This is a genomic window from Zavarzinia sp., from assembly GCF_049306435.1.
In the GTDB taxonomy this organism is placed as follows: domain Bacteria; phylum Pseudomonadota; class Alphaproteobacteria; order Zavarziniales; family Zavarziniaceae; genus Zavarzinia.
In genome coordinates, this window is record NZ_JBAQRT010000213.1 from 1 (window position 1) to 4,278 (window position 4,278).

At 67.0% G+C, this 4,278-nt stretch carries 4 protein-coding genes; 2 read left to right on the plus strand and 2 right to left on the minus strand.

What is annotated here, in order from left to right; all coding sequences use genetic code 11:
• The first annotated feature begins 72 nt into the window (after positions 1–72).
• A complete protein-coding gene (locus WAZ62_RS12595) occupies positions 73–1,515 on the plus strand; it encodes an amidase (RefSeq protein WP_422643895.1) in 1,443 nt (480 codons plus the stop codon).
• Positions 1,516–1,635: 120 nt separating this feature from the next.
• Here the strand turns inward: WAZ62_RS12595 and WAZ62_RS12600 are convergent, their stop codons facing one another.
• Together WAZ62_RS12600 and WAZ62_RS12605 are read right to left on the minus strand one after the other, a co-directional pair.
• Positions 1,636–3,135, minus strand: a complete 1,500-nt coding sequence (locus WAZ62_RS12600) for a flavin-containing monooxygenase (RefSeq protein ID WP_422643896.1) — start codon at positions 3,133–3,135, stop codon at positions 1,636–1,638.
• Positions 3,136–3,263: 128 nt separating this feature from the next.
• A complete protein-coding gene (locus WAZ62_RS12605) occupies positions 3,264–3,707 on the minus strand; it encodes an Lrp/AsnC family transcriptional regulator (RefSeq protein WP_422643897.1) in 444 nt (147 codons plus the stop codon).
• A 139-nt stretch (positions 3,708–3,846) separates the two neighbouring features.
• On the opposite strand from WAZ62_RS12605, the gene WAZ62_RS12610 reads away from it, so the two are divergent.
• Positions 3,847–4,278: alanine dehydrogenase (locus tag WAZ62_RS12610; protein ID WP_422643898.1), on the plus strand; the 432-nt coding region annotated here is incomplete at its 3' end.

The window sequence follows — 4,278 nt, forward strand, 5'->3', positions numbered from 1 at the left end:
GCGGCGCCCCGCCCCCGCGCGAAGCCGGCGCCCCGCCGCGCAAGTTCAAGAAAAAACACGCCTGAGGGCTGAATGGCCGACCTCTGCCGCCTCTCGGCCACGGATCTCCGCCGCCTGATCGGGCGGCGCGAGGTCTCGCCGGTCGAGCTGCTGGAAGCCTCGATCGAGCGGATCGAGGCGGTCGATCACGCGGTGAACGCCATGGTCACCCGCGCCTTCGACGAAGCGCGGGCGGCGGCCCGGCAGGCCGAAGCCGGCATCGGCGACGACAACGGCCCGCTGCACGGCCTGCCCGTGGCGATCAAGGACCTGAACGCGACCAGGGGCATCCCCACCACCTGGGGCAGCGTGCTCTACGCCCGTCATATCCCGGCCGAGGATGAAGGTGTCGTCGCCGCTATCCGGGCGGCGGGCGGCATCGTGATCGGCAAGACCAACACGCCGGAATATGGCTCGGGCGGCAATACACGCAACGACGTCTTCGGCCCGACGGGTAACCCCTATGATCCCCAGTTGACCTGCGGCGGCTCTTCCGGCGGGGCGGCGGTTTCGCTCGCGACCGGCATGGTGCCGCTGGCGACCGGCTCCGACTTCGGCGGCAGCCTGCGCACACCCGCGGCCTTTTGCGGCGTCGTCGGCTTCCGGCCCAGCGCCGGCCTCATCCCGGAGGAGACCCGCGTCGTCGGCCTGTCGCCCTTCCCGGTCGAAGGGCCGATGGCGCGAAACGTCGCCGACGCCCATCTGCTGCTGACCGCCATGGTCTTCCACGACCCGGCCGATCCCTTCTCGAAGCCTGTCGATCCCGCGCTGGTCGCGCCCCTGCGGCCCGCCGACCTGTCGCGCCTTCGCCTCGCCTTTTCGGGCGATCTCGGCTTCGCCGCCGTCGATCCCGGGATACGCGGCACGTTCCGCCAGCGGATCGCCCGCCTCGCCCCGCGTTTCGCGGAAAGCAGCGAAGCCGCCCCGCCCATGCAGGACGCCGAGGAGGTGTTCGAGACCCTGCGCGGCCTGTTCATGGTCTCCAGCTATGGTGCCGTTCTGAAGGCGACGCCGGATCGCCTCGGCCCCAACACGCGGGACAATACGGAGCGCGGCCTTTCGCTGGATGTCGAGCGGATCGCCCGCGCCTTCGCGAAACAGACGCGGCATTACCGCGCCTTCAACCGCTTCTTCCGCGATTTCGACGTGCTGATCTGCCCCGCCACGTCTGTCCCCGCCTTCCCCCACCAGCTGTGGTATCCGGCGGCGGTCGAGGGCAGGACCATGACCACCTATATGACCTGGCTGGCCCTGACCTGGGGCATCACCATGGCGCAAGGGGTGGTCTGCGCCATCCCCTGCGGTCAGGACGCGCAAGGCCTGCCCTTCGGCCTGCAGGTCGTCGGCCCCTCGGGCAGCGACCGCAAGGTGCTGGAAATCGCCCTCGCGCTCGAAGCCGCGATCGCGGGCGAGGCGGATTTCGCCCTGCCCCCGCCCGATATCGACGCGCTCCGCCTCGCGCCCGCGCTGGTGTAACCGAAAGAGCCTCTTCCGGATCGAGATCCCGGCCTTCGCCGGGATGACGCCTTGGAAGCTCAGAGCTTCACACTCGTCTCTCCGGCGAAGGCCGGAACCTCGACCCGGATTGAGCGCCCCTCAGCCGTAGACGAAGGCCGGATCGTCCAAGTCGATCGCCGGCAACTCCTTGCGTTCGCGCCAGTAATCCTGGGTGTGCTGCCATTCCGGCTTGTCGCCGCGTTTCGGCAGCAGATGCATGCCGCGCAGCAGATAGCCCGGATTGAAATTCTCCTCGTCGATGAAGGGCAGCAGGGGCATGTCCTTGTCTTCGGGCCGCAGCCGGACCTCGACGCGGCTGGCGCCCTTCGCCTTCATGTGGTTCAGCAGGCGGCAGACGAAATCGCCGACCATGTCGGCGCGCAGGGTCCAGCTGGCGCGGAAATAGCCGAAGACCCAGACCAGGTTGGGCACGCCGGTGAACATCATGCCGCGATAGGTGACGGTGTTGGAGAATTCGAGCGGCTTGTCGTCGATGGTGAAGGCGATGTCGCCGAGGACATTCAGGTTGAAACCGGTCGCGGTCACGATGATGTCGGCCTCGATCGCCTGACCCGATTTCAGGCGCACGCCCTTTTCGGTGAAACTCTCGATCTCGTCGGTGACGACGGAGGCCTTGCCGCTGGCGACGCCCTGGAACAGGTCGCCATCGGGCACGAAGGCGATGCGCTGGCGCCACGGCCGGTAGCGCGGCGTGAAGTGGCGGACCACCGTATCCTCGTCGAGGAAGGCGCGGACGCCGGCCAGCAACTCCTGCGTCACCGCCTCGGATTCCTCCATCGCGCGGCGGGTGAATTCGGCCTGGTCATGCAGGACCTTGCGCCGGGTGATCTCGTGGATCCAGGTCTCGTCCACCTCGAGGGCGCGCAGCATGTCGGCGAGTTCGTTGATGTTCTGCGCCGGGATGAAATAGGTCGGCGAGCGCTGCAAAAGGGTTACATGCGCGCAATCACCGGCAATGGCCGGAACCAGCGTCGCCGCCGTCGCGCCCGAGCCGATGACGAGGACATTCTTGCCCTTGTAGTCGAGATCCCGCGGCCAGGTCTGGGGATGGATGATCTGGCCCTTGTAAGATGCCATGCCCGGCCATTCCGGCGTGTAACCCTTGTCGTGATTGTAATAGCCCTGGCACATCCAGAGGAAATTCGTCGTGATCTGGAAGGTCTCGCCCGTGTCGGCGCGGCGCACGCTCAGGGTCCACAGCGCATCCTCGCCCGACCAGGACGCGGCTTCGATCTTGTGGCCATAGCGGATGTGCTGGTCGAGGGCATTATCCTCGATCACCTCGCCCATGTAGGTCAGGATTTCGGCCGCCGTCGCGATGGGGGCGCCGGTCCAGGGCTTGAAGCGATAACCGAAAGTATAGAGATCGCTGTCCGAGCGGATGCCGGGGTACTTATGGGTGACCCAGGTGCCGCCGAAAGTGTCCTTCGTCTCGAGGACGACGAAGCTGGTGCCGGGGCATTGCTGCTTCAGGTGATAGGCGCCGCCTACCCCCGAGATCCCCGCGCCCACGATGACGACGTCGAAATGCTCCGCCGCGGCGCTTTCCGGCGCCGGAACACGTGCTGCCAAAGCCATGAGATGGCCCTCCCGTTTGTTATGAGCGGCGCCTATGACTGGCGCCTGCCACCATGGCGCCAGAAGGTGACGCCTGTGTCAACTTTTCCCATGGATGGGCAATATCGCATTGACGAGGATCAATCCCCTCAGCCCGCCACCTTGCGCAGGGCGAAATTCGATTGCATCCGGTCGACATGGGGCAGGCGCGAGAGCTGTTCCTTGTGGATGCGTTCGTAGTCGGCGACATCGCGGGCGACGACGCGCAGGGCATAGTCATATTGCCCGGACAGCAGAAACCCCTCGGCCACATTGGCGCAGGTCCGCACCGCCTTCTCGAAGGCGGACAGGCTTTCCTCGGTCTGGCTGCGCAGGGTGACGAAGACGATGGCCGACAGGCCCCGGCCCAGCGCCGCCTCGTTGATCTGGGCGCCGTAACCGAGGATCACGCCCTCCTCCTCCAGCCGGCGCAGGCGCCGGGAACAGGCCGAGGCGGAGAGGCCGATGCGGGCGCCGAGGTCGGTCGCCGTTACCCGGCCGTCGCGGCGCAAGGCATCGAGGATCGCCAGATCCATGCGGTCCAGTTCGGCCATGCGCGCGATTCCATCGCCAAAGGGCAAAACAACGACGAAACTGTGCATGTCTTCCGCTGGCTTGCGCAAGCATTGCACGCACATTGCAGCCCTTGCGCCGTAGAATGTCGCGATCGACACAGCAGGCGGAGCAACGCGGATGCGGATCGGTGTCCCCCGGGAAATCAAGAACAACGAATTCCGTGTCGGTCTCGTGCCCGGCAGCGTTCAGGAATTCACCGCTCATGGCCATCAGGTGACGGTGGAGACCGGCGCCGGCATCGGCATCGGGGCGAGCGACGACGATTATCGCGCCGCCGGCGCCGAGATCGCGGCGACCCCCGCCCCGATCTTCGCCACGGCCGACATGATCGTGAAGGTGAAGGAGCCGCAGAGCGCGGAGCGGGCGATGCTGCGCCCGGGCCAGATCCTCTTCACCTACCTCCACCTCGCGCCCGACCCGGAACAGACGAAGGACCTGGTCGCCAGCGGCGCCGTCTGCATCGCCTATGAGACGGTGACCGACGCGGGCGGCGGCCTGCCCCTGCTCGCGCCCATGTCGCAGGTCGCGGGACGGCTGGCGGTGCAGGCC